The sequence below is a fragment of the Microbacterium sp. C5A9 genome, from assembly GCF_022627955.1.
Taxonomy (GTDB): Bacteria; Actinomycetota; Actinomycetes; order Actinomycetales; family Microbacteriaceae; genus Microbacterium.
Genome location: NZ_JABXGD010000008.1, coordinates 224540 through 243155 on the forward strand (window position 1 = coordinate 224540; position 18616 = coordinate 243155).

Below are 18616 nucleotides of genomic sequence, written 5' to 3' on the forward strand. Positions count from 1 at the left end.
GGTGAGCGGCGATCGCGCGAGCCCGCACGGAGCCGGATCAGCCGCCGGAGGGGTTCTCCAGCGGCTTGCCGTTCTCGTCCGTCGTCTCATCCTCGAGGATCTCGTCAGTGCTCTTGTCGGAGCTCGTCGACGATTCCTCCGGGGCGCCGCCGGATGCGGTGTCCGCCTCCTCGTCGGCGCCGGGGGTTCCCTGCGTGTTCTGCAAATCGCTCATAGCCATCTCCTTCGGTCGGACCGGCGACGCTACGCGTGCGCGGCCCATCGACGGAGGGGGTTGACGCGGAGCGGATGCCGGCGCACGTCGCGCCGAGACCGGCGGTGCGGGCACGGCGGACCGGCGCGGTACGACAGAAGCGGCGACAGCACGCACGGCTAGTCTGAAGCGCGACGTGGACGACAGCCGACGGAGTCACGGGGGAATCGATGAAGGCGTCACCGAATAAGCCGACGATGGTGCTGCACAGTGCGCACAGGGATCAGTTCGACGCGCCGGACAGAGATCTCGTGTTCTACGACCAGGCCTACGACGCCGAGCAGCTCGCGCACATCACCGATGTGCACCTGTGGTCTCCCCTGGACGGGCCGATCGATCGTCTCCCGGAGATCATCACCGCGATGACGGGGTTGAAAGCGCTCAGCATCGGGCCGGGCCGGGTGCTGCCCACCGTCGTCACCCACCTGCGGCAGGGCGACCTCCCCGAGAGTGTGGAGAAGCTCTCGGTGCACATCGGGGGTCGGACCCTGGTGTGGCCGGATGTGGTGGTGCCGAACCTGAAGACCCTCTACGTCGGCGAACCCTTCCGATTCGAGAAGGAGAGCTTCCCCGCACTCCGAACGCTCTCCCTCTACCCGCAGAGATCTCTGAACAACGTGCGGCAGGCGCTCGAACTGCCGCTCGAAGAACTGAACCTGCTGAACGTGCCCACCGACGAGGAGATCTTCCGCCTCCTCGAACCGGTCGGGCTCCGCCGACTCGGCCTGATCGGCGGACGCACGCTGCCGACCCTCGCCGGGATCAGTGCGCTCCCCCGGTTGGAGTCATTGCGGCTGAAGAACCTCACCGCCCTGGGTGACATCTCGGAACTGGCTGCTCTCCAGCGACTCGAGATCGTGGACATCCAGTACTGCAAGAAGATCACCGGCATCGCCGCCATCAACGACCTCCCCCGACTGCGCAGGCTCACCCTCGTCGGCTGCGGGAACGTCGGCCTCACGACGATCGAGGCGAAGATGTCGACACTGGAATGGGTCAACACCGGCGCGACCACGTGACCGTCGGCTCGGGGCGGCCTGCGCGTGACCATCTGCCCGAGCAGGCCGCTCGGAGCCCGGAGCCGCTCAGGGGCGAATCAGCACTTTCAGCGCTTCACGCGAATCCATGAGGCGGTAGGCCTCCGCGATGTCCTCGAGGGGCAGCTCGCGGTCGAACACCCTGCCGGGATCGATGGTGCCGTCGATGACCTGCGGGATGGCCGCCTCGAGGTACGCGCGGACGGTCGCCGGTCCGCCCGTGAGCGTGGCGTTCTTGCCGAAGAGCGAGGCGAAACCGATGGCGGCGTCCTCGTACTGCGGAACGCCGACGCGGGAGATCACTCCGCCGGGGCGGACGATGCCGTACGCCTGTTCGTAGGCGGGCATGTGTCCGACGGCTTCGAGCACGACGTGCGCACCCTCTCCGTCCGTCAGGGCCAGGACCTTCGCGACGCCGTCGTCGCCGCGCTCGGCGACGACATCGGTGGCACCGAACTCGAGACCCAGATCAGTGCGCGCGGTGTGGCGTCCCATCAGGATGATCTTCTCGGCACCGAGCTGCTTCGCCGCGAGGACCGCCGAGAGCCCGACGGCTCCGTCGCCGATGACGGCGACGGTCTTTCCGGCCTCGACACCGCCGCAGACGGCTGCGTGATACCCGGTGAGGTAGACGTCCGACAGGGTGAGCAGCGAGGGCATGAGAGCTTCATCGGTGCCCGCGGGGATCGTGACGGCGGTTCCGTCGGCGTACGGGATGCGGAGCTTCTCGGCCTGGGTGGCAGACGGGGCGGCGTCGAAGAACCCGCCGTGCACGCACGAGGTCGTGATGCCGTCACGGCAGTAGGCGCAGGTGCCGTCCGACCAGGCGAAGGGAACGATGACAGTGTCGCCGATGGCGAGAGTGGCGACGTCTTCACCGATCTGCTCGACCACGCCGATGGCTTCGTGTCCCATGTGGCGGCCTTCAGGAGTCTCACCGAGATCGTGGTACGGGTGCAGATCCGACCCGCAGACGCAGGCGTACGTCACGCGGATGATCGCGTCGGTCGCCTCCTCGATGGTGGGTTCGGGAACGTCGACGACGCGGACGTCGCCGGCCGAGTACATGAGTGTTGCGCGCATGATGATGCTTCTTTCTGTGGGGGTGTCTGCGGGTGAGGGATGCCGGAGAGGTGCTCGTCCGTCCGTTCATGCGACGGGGGTGGAGTGCGGCGCGGCATCCGTGTGCGGCGAGGAGGCTGCGAGAGTGCGCCGCCGCATCAGCAGGAGACAGGCCGCCGCTGCGAGGAGCACGGTGACGACGGTGGTGATGCCGAGGGGCAGGATGCTGAGCGCGCCGGCGACACCGACGAACGGCGCGGCGATCCCGCCGAATCCGAACCGGACCATGCCGAGCAGGGACGACGCGGTTCCGGCTATCTGGGGGTAGTCGGACAGCGCGAGGGTCGTCGCCGGGGGTGCGGTGATCGCGACGCCGCTCGACAGCGCGAACAGGGAGACGATGACGGTCCACAGCGGCATCGGCGTCATCCCGGCGACGAGGAGCCCCACGGCTCCCAGCCCGGTGACGACCACGCCGGCCGCGAGGGTGCCGGGAATGCTCCACCGCTCCGCCGTGCGGCCGGCGATGTATCCGAAGATCATGTGACCGGCGGAGTTGAGACCGAACGCCGCCGCGTACCACTGCGGGGTGAGTCCGTAGATGTCCTGCAGCACGAACGTCGAGCCCGCGAGATAGGCGAACAGCGCCGCGTAGAGGAATCCCTGGTTCAGCACCGCGCCGAGGAACAGACGGTCGCGGAGAAGGGTGCGGTATGCCTGGAGAGTCTGCTCGAAACCGCCACGGGCGCGCTGCTCGACCGGAAGGGTCTCGTCGAACACGAGCAGCGTGATGATGAGGATCAGCACGCCGATGACTTCGAGGAAGACGAACAGTCCGCGCCAATCGGTGACGGTGTTCAGCAGGCCGCCCAGGAGCGGTCCGACGACGGCAGCGAACCCTCCGATGACGGTGAGCCGCCCGTAGAAGCGGATCAGAGCCTTGCCCTCGAAGACGTCGCGGCCGGCCGCGGTGGCGATGACGATGCCGACGCCGCCGGCGAGACCCTGCACGAGGCGGGCGAGGATCAGCAGCTCGATGGACGGGCTCAGCGCACACAGCATCGACGTGAGAATGTATGCCGCAATCCCGCCGAGCAGAATCCCTCGACGTCCGAACCGGTCGGACACAGGGCCCGCGACCAGCTGCCCCGCCGCGAGACCGATGAGGCACGCCGTCACCGTCAGCTGTGCCACCGACGTGACGGCTCCGAGCTCCGCGGTCAAGGCCGGCAGCGCGGGAAGGTAGAGGTCCATCGAGATCGGACCGAACACCGTCAACAGCAGGAGCACGGAAGGCAGCAGGCGTCGGGTCGCGCTCGGTGAAGTCGTGGAGGGCATGGGTTCCATGCTCCGCGCTCGCCGGTTCGCGTGGGAGTCTCTGCCGAGGGGTGTACTGACAGAGGACCCTTCCGCGACCGGACCTGGACGAGAATCGGCTGATGGCACTCATCTTCGTCACCGGCACATCGACCGGCCTGGGCCTGAGCACGGCCACGGTACTCGCAGCCGACGGGCACGACGTCGTGGTCCACGCGCGCACGGCTGCACGCATCCCGACGGGGCCGTGGTCCGGGACGGTCATCGGTGACCTCGCCGATCAGGCGCAGACCATCGACGTCGCGCATGCAGCGAACGCCTACGGTCGGTTCGACGCGGTCATCCACAACGCAGGCGCGCTCCGCGCCCCTGAGGCCGTTCCGGTCAACACGCTCGCGCCGTACATACTGACCGCCGTGATGATCACGCCCGGTCGACTGATCTACCTGAGCAGCTCCATGCATCGAGACGGATCCACCGACCTGACCGGATTGGGTTCCGGAATGGGGTCCTACAGTGACAGCAAGCTGTGGGTGACCGCCCTCAGCGCAGCAGTCGCCACTCGCTGGGAGGGCACGCGGAGTCACGCGGTCGACCCCGGCTGGGTGCCCACCCGCATGGGCGGCGCGGGTGCCCCCGACGACCTCGTCGAAGGACATCGGACGCAGGTCCGGCTGGCCACGGATCCTGACGTGACGCCTCAGACCGGCGGCTACTGGCACCACCAGCAGACGCAGAAGCCTGCAGCTGCAGTGCACGACCCCCTGTTCCAGGCCGAACTTCTCGCAACGCTGGCGGAACGCACCGGTCTCGCGCTGCCGTGATCGCGCATCGGTGACGGCATGGGGTGTGGAGGGGTGCACTGTCAGGGCATCCCACATAGGCTCTCCGTCGACCTACTCTGAGCGGTATGGACAATCGAGAAGAGGTGCGGGAGTTCTTGATGACCCGCCGGGCACGGGTGTCGCCGGAAGCCGCCGACATCCCCGCGGGATCGAACCGCCGAGTCGAAGGCCTCCGGCGCAGCGAGGTCGCCACCCTCGCAGGGGTCAGCGTCGAGTACTACTCGAAACTCGAACGGGGAGCGATCGCCGGCGCCTCCGCATCGGTGCTCGATGCGATCTCCCGGGCACTGCAGCTCTCCGATGCCGAGCACGCGCACCTGCTCGATCTTGCGCGCAACGCCGACGGCATCCCCTCCTCGGGTCGTCATCGCCGGCGCAGCACCAAGCCGGGCCCTCCGCGACCGAGTCTCGAATGGGCGCTGGCGTCCATCACCGACTCCGTCGCCGTGGTCAGGGATCAGCGGCAGAACCTCCTCGCATTCAACGACCTCGGACGTGCGTTCTACTCCCCCCTCATCGGAGACGGTGGCCGAGTGCCGAACTTCGCCCGGTTCCAGTTCCTCGACCCCGCATCCCACGACTTCTACCCCGACTGGGACAGGTTCGCAGACATGTGCGTCGCGGTGATCCGCGCCGAGGCCGGCCGCGACCCGCACGACAAGGGCATCCAAGACCTCGTCGGAGAGCTCTCCACCCGCAGCGAGCTGTTCCGCACCCTGTGGGCCGCACATAACGTCCGAGCCCACGGTTCCGGCAAGAAGCGATTCCACCATCCCGTGGTCGGGGAGCTGACGCTCGTCTACGAGGAGCTCGCGATCACCGCCGAGCCCGGCCAGGTGCTGCTCATCTACTCGGCCGAACCGGGATCCCCCTCTGCGGAGCGCTTGAAGCTTCTCGCGTCCTGGGGCGCCGACACACCGACGACCGCCGATTCCGCGACCTCCTGATCTCCTGGCCCGCGGCAGCTGACGGCGTCCTGCACTCAGGGGAGCCAGGACCAGCCACCGGCTTGCCGCACTCAGAAGTCGAACGGGCGCCATCGCCGTCGGTTCCCCTCGGCCCCTCGTACGCGAAAAAGGGAAGGGCACCTGCTCGAAGCAGGTGCCCTTCCCTTTTCTCTCGCTGTTCTGCAATCAGTATTGCCAACAGCTCTTGTGGTCGGGCTGACAGGATTTGAACCTGCGACCCCTTGACCCCCAGTCAAGTGCGCTACCAAGCTGCGCCACAGCCCGTTGTTCTGCACTCTCGCGCAGGCAACTCCCCCATCTTAGCCCCACTCGGCCGCGCTCCGCGAACCGGACGCGCGCCGGGCGTTGCGAGGTGTCGGAGGCCAGGCGTACCGTCGCGTGCATGGTGATGATCACGACAGATGTGGCGACGGCCGCCCGCTGGGACGATGTGCAGCACGCGCTCACCGGCGGCGGCGATGGGGCCAGTTGCCAGTGCATCTGGCCGATGCTGAGCAACAAGGACTGGAACGAGACGACCACTGCGCAGCGCACGGAGTTGTTCCGTCAGGAGATCGCCGAAGGTCCGCCTCCCGGACTCGTCGCCTCTGTCGACGGCGAGGCGGCCGGGTGGATCCGCATCGGGCCGCGCACGCGGCAGGCGCGCATCCCCCGTACGCGCATGATCGCCGCGGCATCCACCGAGCCGTTCGACGACGACTCCGTGTGGGCGGTGACGTGTTTCGTCGTCCGCCGCGAGCACCGAGGCTCGGGGCTGAACCTCGAGCTGCTGCGCGCCGCGGTCGACTACGCCCGCGCATCCGGAGCGCGGCTGATCGAGGGCTACCCGGTCGACACCGGCGGCGAGAAGAAGCGCACCAATGATCTCTTCCACGGCACCCTCAGCACTTTCCTGGCAGCCGGATTCACGAAGCAGGCGGAGATGAAACCCGGTCGCGCGCTCGTCACTCGAGAGTTGATCTCATGACAGGCGAGTCCGAGCTGCCCGCGTCGATGGGCACGGTGTCGAGACGCGAGCTGGCGCTGCAGGGACTGACGCGCCTCGACCAGTTCGACGGAGCATCCGAGAAGCAACTCCTCTCGATCCACGGGGTGGGGCCGAAGGCGATCCGCATCCTTCGGGATCATCTCGAAGCCGCGGGCAAGGAGCTCGCTCCATGAACGGACCACTAGCGTGGATGACATGAGCGACGAGCATCCGATCATCGAAGACCCCGAGCTCGGCACCCTCGTCCGAGCGACGACGGAGCTGGGCGACGGAACAGTCCTCACGCATGACTGGTACGCCGGCGGCACCGTCGTCGACGGCGCGCCCCTCGACCTCATGATCGAGGGGACGAACGCCGACGAGGCGCGCGGCCTGCTCCCCCACGTGCACGAGACCGTCGCGGCGCTCGGCGCCCTGCGACGACTGGCCTCGGATGCCGTCGTCGCGGCCTTCAGCGCCGGGACTCCCGAGCAGCACGAGCTCGACGATGCGGCGACCGATCTCAGCCTCGAGACCCTCGAGGCCTCCGCCGACGGCACGATCATCCTCCATCTCATCGACACCTGCGGTCAGCACTTTCCCGAGGGATACTGGCCGGCCGTCCACCTCGGCACCGACGGCCAGATCACGCAGGTGTCCGTCGAGTCCTGATCGACCCGACCCGCTGATGCCCCCCAACGAAGAGAAGGCACGACGGCGCGTCCGGCTCGATGCCTTCGCGTGGGCATTCGTGCCGTATGCGGTGGTCTCTGTGATCCATGTGGTGCTGCTCGCCATCGACAGTCCGGCGGCCGGTCCGACCAAGCTTCTGCTGATGCCGCTGCTCATGATCCCCGTGCTGGTGTCGCTCAGACGAATCACCGCACGCGCAGCGCTGGCCCTGCTCTCCCTGGCGATCGTGTTCTCCTGGCTGGGCGACGGCGCCGGGATCTTCTTCCCCGCGGCCCCCGAGGTGCCGCTCATGCTGCTCTTCTTCGGCGTCGCACATCTCGCCTACATCGCGCTCTTCGCCCGACACCTCGCGAGGCGACGCATGCCACGGTGGGCGCTCGTCTATGCCGGGTGGTGGGTGGCGATGCTCCTCGGACTCGGACCGCACACGGGCGGACTGCTGCTCGCCGTCGCGACGTACGGCGTCGTGCTGGGCGCCACCGCCGCCTTCTCGACGCGCTGCCATCCGCTGGTCGCGACGGGTGGGATCTTCTTCCTCGCCAGCGATACGCTGCTGGCGCTCCGACTCTTCCTCCCGGACTCGCTCCCCTCCTGGAGCAGCCCGGCGATCATGCTCACCTATACGATCGGGCAGGGGCTGATCATCGCCGGTTCCCTGATCACCCTGCGAAAGCGAGGCTCCTGATGGCCGATGCGGCACGCGTCGACAGCTGGCTCTGGGCTATCCGCGTCTACAAGACGCGATCCGCCGCGACGACTGCATGCCGCGCGGGGCATGTACGCGTGAACGGCGACAGGGTGAAGGCCGCCCAGCACGTGCGGATCGGCGATGAACTGCGCGTGCGCATCGCCGGGTTCGACCGGATCCTGATCGTCCGCCAGCTTCTCGTCAAACGCGTCGGCGCGCCCGTGGCGGCGCTGGCCTACGAGGATCGCACGCCGGAACGGGAACCGCAGGCAGCGCTCGGACTTCGCGACCGCGGTGCAGGGCGCCCCACCAAGCGGGAACGACGTGACATCGACCGGCTGCGCGGACGAGCATCCGGGGATGCCGGAATCTTCCCCGAGTAGCCATTCATTCATCCGAACATTTGTTCTACCCTGGAGGTATGACTACCCGCACTGATCTCGACCTCGATCTCGAGGAGCGCTGTCGGCTGCTCGATGAGTGGGTCGAGGTGCGGCGACGGATCGCGGCGCTCGAGGCGCAGGCGAGTGAGCTGCTGGTCCAGCGGATCGCGGTGCGTGAGGTGGATGTGGTGGAGAGTCCTTTTCATCGTGATGCGATTCAGCGGTCGATGATCGCCGAGTATGCGGCTGCGGGGCGGCTGAGTACGGGGTCGGTCGAGTATTCGTTCACCGACGCGCGGACGTTGTCGCGTGCTCTGCCTGCGACGCGTGCGGCGTTCGCGGTGGGGGCGATCAGCGTCGCGCATGTCCGGGAGATCGTGCGGGCGAGTGTGATCGTCAGTGAGGCGGTCGATGAGGGCAGTGTGAGTGCGGAGACCCTGGGGTTGTATGAGGCGGCGGTGCTCGTGTTCGCCGAGAGGGAGACCGCGGCGCGGACGAAGGCTCACGCCCGGCAGGTCGCGGCGACGCTGGCGGGCGTGACGCTCGTGGCTCGGCAGCGCAGGGCGGTCGAGGAGCGGTGCGTGCAGGTGCGTTCGGTCGGTGACGGGCTCGCCCTGTTGAGCGCGGTGCTGCCGGAGTGGATCGCGGAAGGGATCCTTGATCGGCTCACGCAGATGGCGCGCGAGATCGTGCACACCCGCGAGGAGCGGGAACCACACCTCCCCCCGCGAGACGACGAGGGAGAGCACACGCGCGATCTGAGCGACTTCTCACCCGACGACCCCCAGTACGAGGCGTACTTCACCAACGGCGTGATCTTCGGGGACTCCGACACGTTCACCACCGACCCCCTCGCCGGCCTGCAGGATCCGATGACCGATCCGACCAGCCCCGACATCGAACACATCCTCGGCGACCGTCGCACGATCGACCAGATCCGCGCCGATGTCCTCGCCGACCTGCTGCTCGCCGCGCCACCCAGCCCGGAGAACGGCACGGGCCTGGGGAACATCAGCGCCCGCATCCAGGTCACCGTCGCCGCGACGACGCTGACCGGCGACGATGACCGCCCGGCAGAGCTCGACGGGCACGGGCCGCTTGCCCCCGAGATCGCACGATGCCTCGCCGGATACAACACCGGGTGGACGCGCCTGTTCCTCGATCCGTCCGGGCTGATCGCGGAGACCGACACCTACACCCCGAGCGAACCCATGCGACGATTCCTGCGCGCACGAGATCAGCACTGCCGATTCCCCGGATGCCGCATGCCCGCCCACCGCTGCGACATCGACCACACCCACGACCACGCACGCGGCGGGCGGACGCGCATCGACAACCTCAGTCACCTCTGCCGACGACACCACTCACTGAAACATCCCGACATCGACGACCGACACCGCTGGACAGCTCACCAGCTACCCGACGGCACCATCACCTGGACAAGTCCCCTGCGACGCCGCTACTCCGACCCGCCACGACGACGAGTGATGTTCGTCTGACGAGCGGTCACGCCGCTCCGCCGTCGGCATCGAGCAGACCGCGAAGCCATCCGGCCGAACGTGTCTGCGCGGCGCCGGCGGCCGCGACACGCGCCTGCAGTTCCCGGTCGCTCGTCACGGCGATGACCGTCTGTCCGGCGCGCACGCGGTGCTCGACCTCCGCGACGATCGCATCGTCACCCGCCGCAGCAGCATCCACCACCGATACGACTCCGGCGGGTAGCAGCTCCTCACCGCGGTCCTCCGCACGGAGAGCCTCGATGCCGCGCGCCTGCCCCTCGACCACGAGCGCGATCTCAGGGAACCACTCCGTCCCGCCGATCTCCAGATCGGCGGCATCGAGCGCCAAGCCGTCAAGACGGGTGGCGAGGCGGGTCGCAGCTCCCGCGCGGTCCTTCCACCAGCCGTCCGGCACCGAGCCGACCACATTCGCGGCATCCACGACGAGCGCAGGGCGAACCGGCAGCAGCTTGCGCAGCTCGGGCCAGGCCCGCCCGAAACCGGGGTGCAGCGGGCGCGATTCGACCTCGTCGATGGGCACCCACTCGAGCGCCACGCTCTCAGGGTCGCTGATCACCGGCTCGAACGGCACGATGACATCGGCGATGACCGTCGTGTACGACCAGATCCCGAGGTCCAGAACGCTCGTGAACCGCGGGCGCACCGAGGCGTCGGGCACCCCCGCCTCCTCCTGCGCTTCACGGACGGCGCCCACGATGGCGGTCTCCGCCTCGTGCATCGCCCCACCGGGCAGGCCCCACGTTCCACCGAAGTGGCTCCACGCGACACGGTGCTGCAGCAGGATCCCCCGCTCCGGATCGACGGCGAGAAGACCCGCGGCCCCGAACCGCCCCCAGTACTTCTCCCCCGACGGCGCGACGACCCAGGCATCGCCGGGGTTACGCGGTCCGTCGGGGCGACGAGGCTCACCGGCAGCAGGAGGTACGACAGTCACCGTTCCAGCCTTTCACAGCATCCCGGTATCGGCACCGATCGCAGTCATACGCGGGAACGCAGACATGACGACGACCGGTGCCGGACTCGGCGGATCAGCGCTGACGCTTCTCGCGCACGCGCATGTTGACGACGATCGGGGTTCCCTCGAACGAATACAGCTCGCGCAGACGACGCTGGATGAACCGGCGGTAGCCCGGGTCGAGGAATCCGGTCGTGAAGAGCACGAACGTCGGCGGACGTGTCGACGCCTGCGTGCCGAAGAGGATGCGCGGCTGCTTGCCTCCGCGAAGCGGGTGCGGGTGCTCGGCGACCAGCTCGGCGAGGAACGCGTTGAACTTGCCCGTGGGGATACGGCGATCCCAGCTCTCGAGGGCGGTCTCGAGCGCCGGCACGAGCTTGTCGAGGTGACGCCCGGTCTTCGCCGAGATGTTCACGCGCGGTGCCCAGGCGACGTGCGCCAGGTCCTGCTCGATCTCGCGCTCGAGGTAACGCCGGCGATCGGCGTTCTCCAGGTCGTCGTCGTTCAGACGATCCCACTTGTTGAACGCCAGCACGAGCGCACGCCCGGACTCGAGCACGAGGTCGATGATGCGCACATCCTGCTCGCTGATCGTCTCGGAGACGTCGAGCACGACGACCGCGACCTCGGCCTTCTCGAGAGCGGCAGACGTACGCAGCGAGGCGTAGAAGTCCGCGCCCTGCGCCATGTGCACGCGACGACGGATGCCGGCCGTGTCCACGAGGGTCCACAGCTTGCCGCCCAGCTCGACGATCTCGTCGACCGGGTCGCGCGTGGTTCCCGCGAGGTCGTTCACGACCACCCGCTCCTCACCGGCAGCCTTGTTCAGCAGCGACGACTTACCCACGTTGGGACGCCCGAGGATCGCCACGCGACGCGGTCCGCCGATCTCGGCCTTCGCCACCGCCGAGACGTCGGGCAGCTTCTTCAGCACGGCGTCGAGCAGATCCGCGACACCGCGGCCGTGGATCGCCGACACCGGGTGCGGCTCACCGAGACCGAGGTTCCACAGCGCCGCGGCCTCAGGCTCCTGCCGCCCGTCGTCGATCTTGTTCGCGACGAGGAACACCGGCTTGCCGCTCTTGCGCAGCAGCTTCACGACGTGCTCATCGGTCGACGTCGCACCCACCATGGCGTCGACGACGAACAGCACGACGTCCGAGAGATCGATCGCGACCTCGGCCTGCGCCGCGACCGAACGGTCGATGCCCTTCGCATCGGGCTCCCACCCTCCGGTGTCGACGAGCGTGAAGCGACGGTCGGACCACTCGGCCTTGTACGTCACACGGTCTCGCGTCACACCGGGGGTGTCCTCGACGACGGCTTCGCGACGGCCGAGGATGCGGTTCACGAGCGCGGATTTGCCGACGTTCGGTCGTCCGACGATCGCCACCACCGGCAGCGCCGGCATGAACTGGATCCCGTCCTCGCCGAGCGTGATGCCGGCGAGAAGCGCCGCGTCCTCGTCGTCGAGCTCGTAGTCCGCGAGGCCCTGGCGCAGAGTCTCCGCGCGGGCCTCAGCGAGCTGCTCGTCGAGCGACTCCATCTTCTCGGCGAGCTGGTCGGGGCCGCCTTCATATTCGTCGTCAGCCATGCTGTGCTCCTCGGAGTCGTTCGATCACCGTGAGAACGGCATCGATGGTCTGGGGGAAATCGAGTTCGGTCGAGTCGACCACCTCGACGCCGTCTGCGGCATTCAGGAAATCGACGACGGTGCTGTCCGACGCGTCGCGTCGGTGCAGGGCGGCAGCCACCGCGTCGGCGTTCTCGCCGGCGAGCTCGCCGGCACGTCGCGCGGCGCGCACCTCGGGAGCCGCCGTGAGCAGGATCCGCACGGGGGCGTCGGGCGCCACCACGGTCGTGATGTCACGCCCCTCGACCACCACTGCCGGGTACGGCGCGTCGGCCACGAGCCGTCGGAACAGACGGTTCACCTGCTCGCGCACTTCGGCGACGCGGGCGACGCCGCTCACGGCATCCGAGACGCGGGGCTCGCGGATGGCCTCCGTCACGTCGACGTCGCCGACCTGCACGGTGCGGTCATCGGGGTCGAGGCCGAGACGCACCGGGAAGTCGGATGCTGCGGCGAGCACAGCATCCGCATCCGCCGTGTCGGCGCCGCGGTCGATCACGTGCCAGGCGAGCGCCCGGTACGCCGAACCCGTGTCGAGGTATCCGAAGCCGAGCGCGCGGGCGACGGCCTTGGAGACGCTCGACTTGCCGGATCCGGCGGGGCCGTCGATCGCGATGAAGTCGGCTCCGGCCGCGACGGTCTGCTCCGCACTCGTCGAAAGATCAGTCATTGCTCGTCCCCGCAATCCGCCAGCCGCGTTCCTGAAGTCCTGTGATCGCGCCGTGCAGCGCGGCCGGGTCGACGCTGATCTCGGCCAGGCCGAACTGCGCCCCCGGAGAGTGCTCGAGGCGAAGATCCTCGACGTTCACGCCGAGCTCACCGAGCTCTCCGAACAGGCGCCCCAGCTGACCGGAGGTGTCATCCACCATGACGACGAGCGTCTCGAAGCGCTGGTTCTGACCGTGCTTGCCGGGCAGGCGCTCGACGCCGTCGTTGCCCTGGCGGATCGCCTCGGCCACCACACGGCGTGAGCCCGGCGCATCGGGTGCGCGCAGAGCGTCGGACACCTGACGGAGGTCGTCGGCGAGGGCATCGAGGATCTCGACCACGGGTCGTGCGTTCGCCCCGAGGATCTGCACCCACAGCTCCGGAGCGGATGCGGCGATGCGCGTCGTGTCGCGCACGCCCTGTCCTGCCAGACGCAGAGCGCCGTCGTCGGCGCCGGCGAGGCGGCCGGCGAGAAGGCTCGCGACCACCTGGGGCACGTGCGACGTCAGCGCGACCGAGCGGTCGTGCTCCTCGGGGGTCATCTCGACCGGCGTGGCGCCGACGTCGAGCGCGAGCGCCTCGACGAGAGCGAGGTCCGACGCCTTCGTATCGTGATCACGGCACACGACCCACGGGCGACCGATGAAGAGGTCGGCGCGCGCCGAGATCGCTCCCCCGCGCTCGCGTCCCGCCAGGGGATGCGAGCCGATGTACCGGGTCAGATCGACGCCGCGACGCTGCAGCTCGCGGAACGGTTCGAGCTTCACGCTCGCGACGTCAGTCACCACCGCATCCGGGTGACGCGACAGCTCGGCCTCGATGACATCCGCGGTCACGTCCGGCGGAACGGCGACCACGATGAGCGACGGCGCGTCGCCGTCGGCGGTAGTCCGCCCTGCACCGTAGTCGACGGCGAGGCGCAGCTGCGCCGGCGAGGTGTCGGAGAGCACGACGTCGATGCCCTTGGCCCGAAGAGCGTGGCCGATGCTCGCACCGAGGAGGCCTGCTCCGACGATGCGGACGGTGCCCGAGAGACGAGTCGCGACGCGGGGCGCGACCGAGCCTGAGGCCTGCACCCGTCCGGGCGCACTCGTCGTGTCGGTCACTCGTTCTCCTGCTGCTCGCCTGGCGCCTCGGCGACACCGGAATCACGGCGCGCGAGAGTCAACAGCGCACCGAGTTCGATTTTACTCAGTTCGCGGCTCCGGCCCGCAGGGAGCGTTCCCAGGTGCAGCGGGCCGAACTGCCGTCGCACGAGTTCCGTGACCGGATGACCGACGGCCGCGAGCATCCGACGCACGATGCGGTTGCGCCCCGAGTGCAGTGTCAGCTCGACGAGACTCGACCCGCGCGACGTGTCGAGCAGACGCGCCTTGTCCGCGGCGATCGGACCGTCGTCGAGCTCGATGCCCTTCGTGAGCTTCGCGATCGTCTGAGCCGTCACGGCTCCCTCGACCTTGGCGATGTAGACCTTGGTGACGCCGAACGACGGATGCGCCAGCACGTGCGCGAGCTCGCCGTCGTTGGTGAGGATCAGCAGCCCGCTCGTCTCGGCGTCCAGTCGGCCGACGTTGTACAGACGCTCCTCATAGTCCTCGGTGAAGCGCCGCAGATCGGGGCGACCGCTCTCGTCGCGCATGCTGCTGACGACACCCGTGGGCTTGTTGAGCATCACGTAGCGCTTCGAGACGTCGAGCTGCACGGCGGTGCCGTCGACGTCGACGAGGTCGGTCTCGGGATCGATCCTCCGGCCGAGCTCGGTCACGGTCTCGCCGTTGACGCGGATGCGCCCCTCGACGATGTACTGCTCGACGACACGCCGCGACGCGACGCCCGCCGCGGCGAGCACCTTCTGGAGACGGACGCCGTCGGGCTGCGCGCCGTCTGCGGGAACGGGAGAGGTCATCGGATGGTCCCTTCGTCGAAACCGTCTGCCCCGTCATCGAGCAGCGGTGAGATCGGTGGCAGCTCATCGAGCGAGTTGATGCCGAGATGCTGCAGCAGCGTGTCGGTCGTACCGTAGTTGATCGCGCCCGTCTCCGCGTCTGCGAACAGCTCGGTGATGAGTCCCCTCGCCAGCAGTGTGCGAACGACCGAGTCGACGTTCACCGCGCGGATGGAGGCGACCTGGCTGCGGGTCACGGGCTGCTTGTAGGCGATCACGGCCAAGGTCTCGAGCGCCGCCTGCGACAGTCGGGCCGGAGCCTGTCCGCCGATGAAGTCGGCGACGAGATCGTCATGATCGTCGCGCACGTAGAGCCGCCAGCCGCCGCCGACCTCGCGCAGCTCGAACCCACGGCGCGGCCCGTGCCCCCGCCCGTCGTAGTCGTCGACGAGCGTCTCGATCGTCTGCCGCACGGCCGCCACGGGCGAGCCCACGGCGGCGGCCAGGGCGACCAGCCCGATGGGCTCGTCGATGATCAGCAGGATCGCCTCGATCCGCTCTGCGAGCGGAGCCCCGTCGGTCGTCGTCACACCGTCGGTCGTCGTCACGTCATCGGTCATAGTCAGCCCCCAGGCTTGCGAGTGTCTCGTCCGACCAGGACTCGGCCGCCCAGCGGAGCGTGAGTTCCCCGAGCGGCTCCAGCTGCTCGAAGGAGAGCGCGGCGTGTCGGTACAGCTCGAGCACCGAGATGAAGCGGGCGACCACGATCCCGGGCTCCTGCACTCCGGCGACCAGCTCACGGAAGCTCACCGACTCGGCGCTGCGGAGCAGGGTCACCACGATCGCTGCCTGCTCGCGGATGCTGACGAGCGGCGCGTGCAGGTGGTCGAGCCCGACGTGCGGCATCTCCTTCGGGGCGAAGGCCAGCAGCGCGAGCGCCGCGAAGTCGTCGGCGCTGAGCGACCAGACCAGTTCGGGAGTCTTCTTGCGGTGCTTCTCGTCGAGCCGCACCGCCCTGACATGCCGGCGACCCTCCCGATGCAGGCACCGGGCGAACCATGTCGAGACCTCTTTGAAGGCGCGGTACTGGAGCAGGCGGGCGAACAGCAGGTCACGGGCCTCGAGCAGCGCGACCGCCTCGGCATCGACCAGCTCGCCCTGCGGCAGCAGACCGGCCACCTTCATGTCGAGCAGCGTCGCGGCGACCACGAGGAACTCCGACGCCTGGTCGAGCTCCTCATCGTCGTCGAGCTCCTTGAGATACGCGATGAACTCGTTCGTGACCGCGCTGAGCGACACCTCGGTGATGTCCATCTCGTGCTTCGAGATGAGGGTGAGCAGCAGATCGAACGGGCCGTCGAAGTTCGACAGGGAGACGCGGAAACCCGATTCCTCGGTCGCAGGATCGACGGCATCCGTCGTGTCGACAGAGCTCTCGTCAGGCGACGGCGCCACGGGCGACCAGCTCCCGTGCCAGTCGCAGGTAGGCCTGCGCGGCGGCGTGCTCGGGAGCGAACTCGGTGATGGGCACACCCGACACCGACGCGTCGGGGAACTTCACGGTGCGGCCGATCACGGTCTCGAGGACGTCGTCGCCGAACGCCTCGACCACGCGCTCGAGCACCTCGCGCGAGTGCAGGGTGCGCGGGTCGTACATGGTCGCGAGCAGGCCGTCCATCGTGATCGACGGGTTCAACCGGTCGCGCACCTTGTCGATCGTCTCGATCAGCAGCGCGACGCCGCGCAGCGCGAAGAACTCGCACTCCAGCGGGATGATCACACCGTGCGCCGCGGTGAGCGCGTTGACCGTGAGCAGCCCGAGCGACGGCTGGCAGTCGATGAGGATGACGTCGTACTCCCCCGCGACCTGGCGGAGGACCCGGGCGAGGATCGTCTCCCGCGCGACCTCGTTGACGAGGTGCACCTCAGCTGCGGAGAGGTCGATGTTCGCCGGCATGACGTCGAGGCCCTCGACACCGGAGCGGACGATCGCGTCATGGGCGTCGCGCTTCGTGTCGAGCAGCAGATCGTAGATCGTCGGCACGTCGTGCGTCTGGATCCCCAGGCCGGCCGACAGCGCACCCTGCGGATCGAAGTCGACCGCGAGCACCTTGCGACCGTACTCGGCGAGCGACGCCGCGAGATTGATCGAGGTGGTCGTCTTGCCGACGCCGCCCTTCTGGTTGCAGAGGGCGATGATGCGGGCGGGCCCGTGGGACGCCAGGGGCTCAGGGGTCGGGAACCCGTGATAGGGACGACCGGTCGGTCCGAGGGGCGTCTCGTCGGCCTTCTGTGCCTTCGCCCTGGACTTCGCCGCTTTCTCAACCACCGATTCTCCTGCTCCTTCGTGCTTGGTCGATTCTAGCGGCAGGGCTCTGCACTGCGCCCCCGGCGCGCGGCGGGCCGCTCAGGTCATCCCCGAGCGGTCACCCGCCGCGCAGCGCGGCGACCGGCTCGACACGAGCGGCCCGCCGCGCCGGGTACCACCCCGACCCCCAGCCGACGACCGCGCCGAGCACAGCACCGGCGAGTGCGATCAGCGGATCCGTGACCGGCGTCCACCCCTGCACCACGGCGACCGCGATCACCGCGAAGACACCGAGGGCGGAGCCGATGAGTCCCCCGATGAAGCCGATCACGATCGACTCGACCATGAACTGGGCACCGATCTGGCGGCGGGTCGCACCGAGCGCACGGCGCAGGCCGATCTCGCCGATCCGCTCCATCACCGAGAGCAGCGTCACGTTCGCGATGCCGAGCCCGCCGGCCAGGAGAGCGATCACCCCGAGGATCAGGAACACCACGTTCACATCCGACTGCACGCTCTGGCTCAGGTCGGAGGACCCCGACGGGGCCTTGGCTTCGAGGCTCTCGGGATCGTCGGGCTGCAGAGCGAGCACCGCCTGATCCGCGACCTGCGGTCCGGCGCCCACCACGATGCGGATGTCGAGCTCCGACGGCGCGAGCAGGCCGAAGTCGGCCCGAGCGGCACCGGTCGGGATGATCACGGCGTCCTGCAGCTCGCTGCGCCGCTCCATACCGTCCACGATGCCGATCACCGCGTAGGCGACCCCGCCGATGAACACCGAGGGCTGGGAGTCCACGCGGTTGATGCCCATCCGCTCGGCAGCCCGCTCTCCGAGCACGGCGACCCGGTCTGCGCGGGAGTCGTGCCCGGCGTCGAAGAACCGGCCGGTGACGAGCCCGCCCTCGGCCGTGTCGAGCAGATCCGGGGATGCCGAGAAGAGGCGCGGCGACGCGACCGCGGCGGCCGAGGGGTCGTTCACGGGCACCGCCGTGATCGTCTCGCCCTCGGTGAGCTCCACCTCGCCGAGCAGCGTCGCGCTCTCGACACCCGCGAGAGACGTCACCCGCTCGGGCGAGTCCCACGGCAGTCGCCCGGCGGCGACGCTCTGGTTCTGCGATCCGGACTGCGCCTTGGCGGCGGTGACCACGACGCGTGTCGCCGCCGCACCGTCGAACTGGCTCGCGATCTGCGCGGCTGCCGTCTGTGCGAAGCCGATCGTCGCCACGAGCGAGGCGATGCCGAGCACCGTGCCGAGGATCGTCATGACCAGCCGCGCCGGGCGCGAGCCGATGTCCGACGTCGCCTCCGCGACCAGATCCTGGAAGGTGAAACGGTCGGCGTGCGCGATCGCCGGCACGAGCGGGGTGCCTGCGGCATCCGTCATCGCGGCCTGC

At 68.8% G+C, this 18616-nt stretch carries 21 protein-coding genes and 1 tRNA gene; 9 read left to right on the plus strand and 13 right to left on the minus strand.

Features of this window, described 5'->3' with window-relative positions:
• Positions 1-37: 37 nt before the first annotated feature.
• Positions 38-214 carry a hypothetical protein gene (locus tag HWD99_RS16050; RefSeq protein ID WP_241797185.1) on the minus strand — a complete coding sequence of 59 codons (177 nt, stop codon included), beginning with the start codon at positions 212-214 and terminating at the stop codon, positions 38-40.
• A gap of 236 nt (positions 215-450) precedes the next feature.
• Between HWD99_RS16050 and HWD99_RS16055 the strand changes: the two genes are divergently transcribed.
• The gene (locus HWD99_RS16055; RefSeq protein WP_241797186.1) at positions 451-1272 is read left to right on the plus strand and encodes a hypothetical protein; all 822 of its coding nucleotides are present in this window, start codon (positions 451-453) and stop codon (positions 1270-1272) included.
• Between the two features lie 66 nt (positions 1273-1338).
• On the opposite strand, the gene HWD99_RS16060 is transcribed toward HWD99_RS16055, so the two are convergent.
• Entirely contained in the window at positions 1339-2373 is a 1035-nt protein-coding gene (locus tag HWD99_RS16060; protein WP_241797187.1) for a zinc-binding dehydrogenase, read from the minus strand.
• Between the two features lie 66 nt (positions 2374-2439).
• Positions 2440-3690 carry a multidrug effflux MFS transporter gene (locus HWD99_RS16065; RefSeq protein WP_241797188.1) on the minus strand — a complete coding sequence of 417 codons (1251 nt, stop codon included), beginning with the start codon at positions 3688-3690 and terminating at the stop codon, positions 2440-2442.
• 101 nt (positions 3691-3791) lie between these two features.
• Between HWD99_RS16065 and HWD99_RS16070 the strand changes: the two genes are divergently transcribed.
• Together HWD99_RS16070 and HWD99_RS16075 are read left to right on the plus strand one after the other, a co-directional pair.
• Complete coding sequence (locus HWD99_RS16070) at positions 3792-4493, plus strand: SDR family NAD(P)-dependent oxidoreductase (RefSeq protein ID WP_241797189.1); 702 nt, start codon at positions 3792-3794, stop codon at positions 4491-4493.
• Between the two features lie 86 nt (positions 4494-4579).
• The gene (locus HWD99_RS16075; protein ID WP_241797190.1) at positions 4580-5461 is read left to right on the plus strand and encodes a helix-turn-helix domain-containing protein; all 882 of its coding nucleotides are present in this window, start codon (positions 4580-4582) and stop codon (positions 5459-5461) included.
• A gap of 208 nt (positions 5462-5669) precedes the next feature.
• Here HWD99_RS16075 and HWD99_RS16080 read toward each other — a convergent pair.
• Positions 5670-5746 (minus strand) — tRNA-Pro (locus HWD99_RS16080).
• A 118-nt stretch (positions 5747-5864) separates the two neighbouring features.
• On the opposite strand from HWD99_RS16080, the gene HWD99_RS16085 reads away from it, so the two are divergent.
• Genes HWD99_RS16085 through HWD99_RS16110 form a run of 6 tightly spaced genes read left to right on the plus strand, consistent with a single transcriptional unit; the run spans position 5865 to position 9712 of the window.
• The gene (locus tag HWD99_RS16085) at positions 5865-6449 is read left to right on the plus strand and encodes a GNAT family N-acetyltransferase (RefSeq protein WP_241797191.1); all 585 of its coding nucleotides are present in this window, start codon (positions 5865-5867) and stop codon (positions 6447-6449) included.
• Complete coding sequence (locus HWD99_RS16090) at positions 6446-6643, plus strand: hypothetical protein (RefSeq protein ID WP_241797192.1); 198 nt, start codon at positions 6446-6448, stop codon at positions 6641-6643. Before HWD99_RS16085 ends, HWD99_RS16090 begins: the two co-directional genes overlap by 4 nt.
• A 22-nt stretch (positions 6644-6665) precedes the next feature.
• Positions 6666-7121: a hypothetical protein gene (locus HWD99_RS16095; RefSeq protein WP_241797193.1), complete on the plus strand. Its 456-nt coding sequence runs from the start codon at positions 6666-6668 to the stop codon at positions 7119-7121.
• A 16-nt stretch (positions 7122-7137) separates the two neighbouring features.
• Complete coding sequence (locus tag HWD99_RS16100; RefSeq protein ID WP_241797194.1) at positions 7138-7827, plus strand: lysoplasmalogenase; 690 nt, start codon at positions 7138-7140, stop codon at positions 7825-7827.
• Positions 7827-8213 (plus strand): RNA-binding S4 domain-containing protein, encoded by a 387-nt coding sequence (locus HWD99_RS16105; RefSeq protein ID WP_241797195.1) that lies wholly within the window; start codon positions 7827-7829, stop codon positions 8211-8213. The genes HWD99_RS16100 and HWD99_RS16105 overlap by 1 nt, the downstream gene beginning before the upstream one ends.
• 38 nt (positions 8214-8251) lie before the next feature.
• Positions 8252-9712, plus strand: a complete 1461-nt coding sequence (locus HWD99_RS16110) for an HNH endonuclease signature motif containing protein (RefSeq protein WP_241797196.1) — start codon at positions 8252-8254, stop codon at positions 9710-9712.
• 7 nt (positions 9713-9719) lie between these two features.
• On the opposite strand, the gene HWD99_RS16115 is transcribed toward HWD99_RS16110, so the two are convergent.
• The 9 genes from HWD99_RS16115 to HWD99_RS16155 all read right to left on the minus strand — a co-directional run bounded on the left by HWD99_RS16115 (position 9720) and on the right by HWD99_RS16155 (position 18606).
• The gene (locus HWD99_RS16115) at positions 9720-10667 is read right to left on the minus strand and encodes an NUDIX domain-containing protein (RefSeq protein WP_241797197.1); all 948 of its coding nucleotides are present in this window, start codon (positions 10665-10667) and stop codon (positions 9720-9722) included.
• 94 nt (positions 10668-10761) lie between these two features.
• Positions 10762-12282 carry a ribosome biogenesis GTPase Der gene (der, locus tag HWD99_RS16120; protein ID WP_241797198.1) on the minus strand — a complete coding sequence of 507 codons (1521 nt, stop codon included), beginning with the start codon at positions 12280-12282 and terminating at the stop codon, positions 10762-10764.
• Positions 12275-12991, minus strand: a complete 717-nt coding sequence (cmk, locus tag HWD99_RS16125; protein ID WP_241797199.1) for a (d)CMP kinase — start codon at positions 12989-12991, stop codon at positions 12275-12277. The genes der and cmk overlap by 8 nt, the downstream gene beginning before the upstream one ends.
• The gene (locus tag HWD99_RS16130; RefSeq protein ID WP_241797226.1) at positions 12984-14105 is read right to left on the minus strand and encodes a prephenate dehydrogenase; all 1122 of its coding nucleotides are present in this window, start codon (positions 14103-14105) and stop codon (positions 12984-12986) included. The genes cmk and HWD99_RS16130 overlap by 8 nt, the downstream gene beginning before the upstream one ends.
• A gap of 26 nt (positions 14106-14131) precedes the next feature.
• Positions 14132-14935, minus strand: a complete 804-nt coding sequence (locus HWD99_RS16135; protein WP_241797200.1) for a pseudouridine synthase — start codon at positions 14933-14935, stop codon at positions 14132-14134.
• Positions 14932-15534, minus strand: coding sequence for an SMC-Scp complex subunit ScpB (gene scpB / locus HWD99_RS16140; protein WP_241797201.1), 603 nt, complete (start codon positions 15532-15534; stop codon positions 14932-14934). Before scpB ends, HWD99_RS16135 begins: the two co-directional genes overlap by 4 nt.
• Positions 15524-16369: a ScpA family protein gene (locus HWD99_RS16145; RefSeq protein WP_241797202.1), complete on the minus strand. Its 846-nt coding sequence runs from the start codon at positions 16367-16369 to the stop codon at positions 15524-15526. The genes scpB and HWD99_RS16145 overlap by 11 nt, the downstream gene beginning before the upstream one ends.
• Positions 16353-17243, minus strand: coding sequence for a ParA family protein (locus HWD99_RS16150; protein ID WP_241797203.1), 891 nt, complete (start codon positions 17241-17243; stop codon positions 16353-16355). The genes HWD99_RS16145 and HWD99_RS16150 overlap by 17 nt, the downstream gene beginning before the upstream one ends.
• 97 nt (positions 17244-17340) lie before the next feature.
• Complete coding sequence (locus HWD99_RS16155; protein WP_241797227.1) at positions 17341-18606, minus strand: ABC transporter permease; 1266 nt, start codon at positions 18604-18606, stop codon at positions 17341-17343.
• Positions 18607-18616 lie beyond the last annotated feature (10 nt).